The sequence below is a fragment of the Natronococcus sp. JC468 genome (assembly GCF_012163165.1).
Classification (GTDB): domain Archaea; phylum Halobacteriota; class Halobacteria; order Halobacteriales; family Natrialbaceae; genus Natronococcus; species Natronococcus jeotgali.
This window is the reverse complement of record NZ_JAAVUO010000106.1, coordinates 1-1,112: the sequence shown is the minus strand read 5'-3', so window position 1 is coordinate 1,112 and position 1,112 is coordinate 1. Positions and strand designations below refer to the sequence as shown.

Sequence of the window (1,112 nt, the reverse complement as noted above, 5' to 3'; positions counted from 1 at the left end):
TGCAGTGTTGAACGCAAGACAGCGGCAGCATCGAAATTGTGACATTCAATTTTCCATCAGTACCGACGCTCTATCGGTAGATTCTGAGATCAGACGATTCAATTTCAGTCGACTTGCTCGGTGATCAAAACATCAGTTTCACAAGATACCACGTGAAGTCTGAGATGGACGATGGCGATGCCTCTCTCGAATACGTCCAGAGAAGGGGAGCAGGCGGCGAGCCCTAACTCGCCGCCTGCGCGAGGTTATGTACGATGCACTTCCGTGTGAGCTCCCGGAATTGGCCGTGCCAACTCCGGGAGCGAAGTTCATCACCATCGTCTTTCAGCATCGCAAACACCGTCTCGCTCATTGACCGCTGGTTGTAGATATCGTCGTCAATTCTGGCGTTGTGAGCCTTCTTGAGTGCATTTTTCTCACAGTGTTTGATCACCGGTCGCGTCAACGCTGCACGACAGGCCTCTCGGAGGTCTGCCCACGAGTACATCTTATCAGCCAGAAGCGTTTGCAGGTCTCCGGCGTTCCGCCGGAAGACCTGCAACCCGATATGCCCGTCATAGGCTTTCTTCGTCGTGAAATGAGCGTCCATGATTGCAAGTGACTCCGTGTCAACTAACAGCGTCGTCTTCAGAGCGTTGAACGAGTAGCCCACACGATTCCGGTAGTGTGAGCTGGCCTGATCACGTTGGAAGCCACTTGCGTCAATCGACGCCGTTCCCGAGAGCCCCGCCTGCTCCGCGCTTCGGCGGAGCAGGCGGCGCAACTCCTGCATCGGAAATTCAGCGTCCCACTTGCTAAACGACGTGTAGTCCGGTGACTTCTCGATACCCAGTACGTCAAGAATACCGGGCATCTCGTTGAGATAGTCTTCGAGTTTCCGGAGCGGTTTGTCGATCTCCTCTCTGAGCAGGAGAAGCGCGATCTTTGTCGACTTGTCGTACCCGTCGTCGCTGTCGGCGACGGCGGGTACGTCTGGCTCCGCTACGTGGGTCGTGGCGAACTCCTGAAACGTTCGTGCAAGGTTTTTGAGACGCCCCATATCGCCAGACGGCGTCCAAATCCCCTGAAATCAACGATACAATCCGCAGAAGGAAGGGCCGTTCAACGGAGCA

1 protein-coding gene is annotated in these 1,112 nt (G+C 55.2%); it reads right to left on the bottom strand.

Features of this window, described 5'->3' with window-relative positions:
• Positions 1–223: 223 nt before the first annotated feature.
• Entirely contained in the window at positions 224–1,039 is an 816-nt protein-coding gene (locus tag GWG54_RS20565; RefSeq protein WP_167939486.1) for an IS5 family transposase, read from the bottom strand.
• Positions 1,040–1,112 lie beyond the last annotated feature (73 nt).

Excerpts from the sequence above, each read along its gene's own strand:
- GWG54_RS20565 (WP_167939486.1), bottom strand. The coding sequence starts at position 1,039 with ATGGGGCGTCTCAAAAACCTTGCACGAACGTTTCAGGAGTTCGCCACG.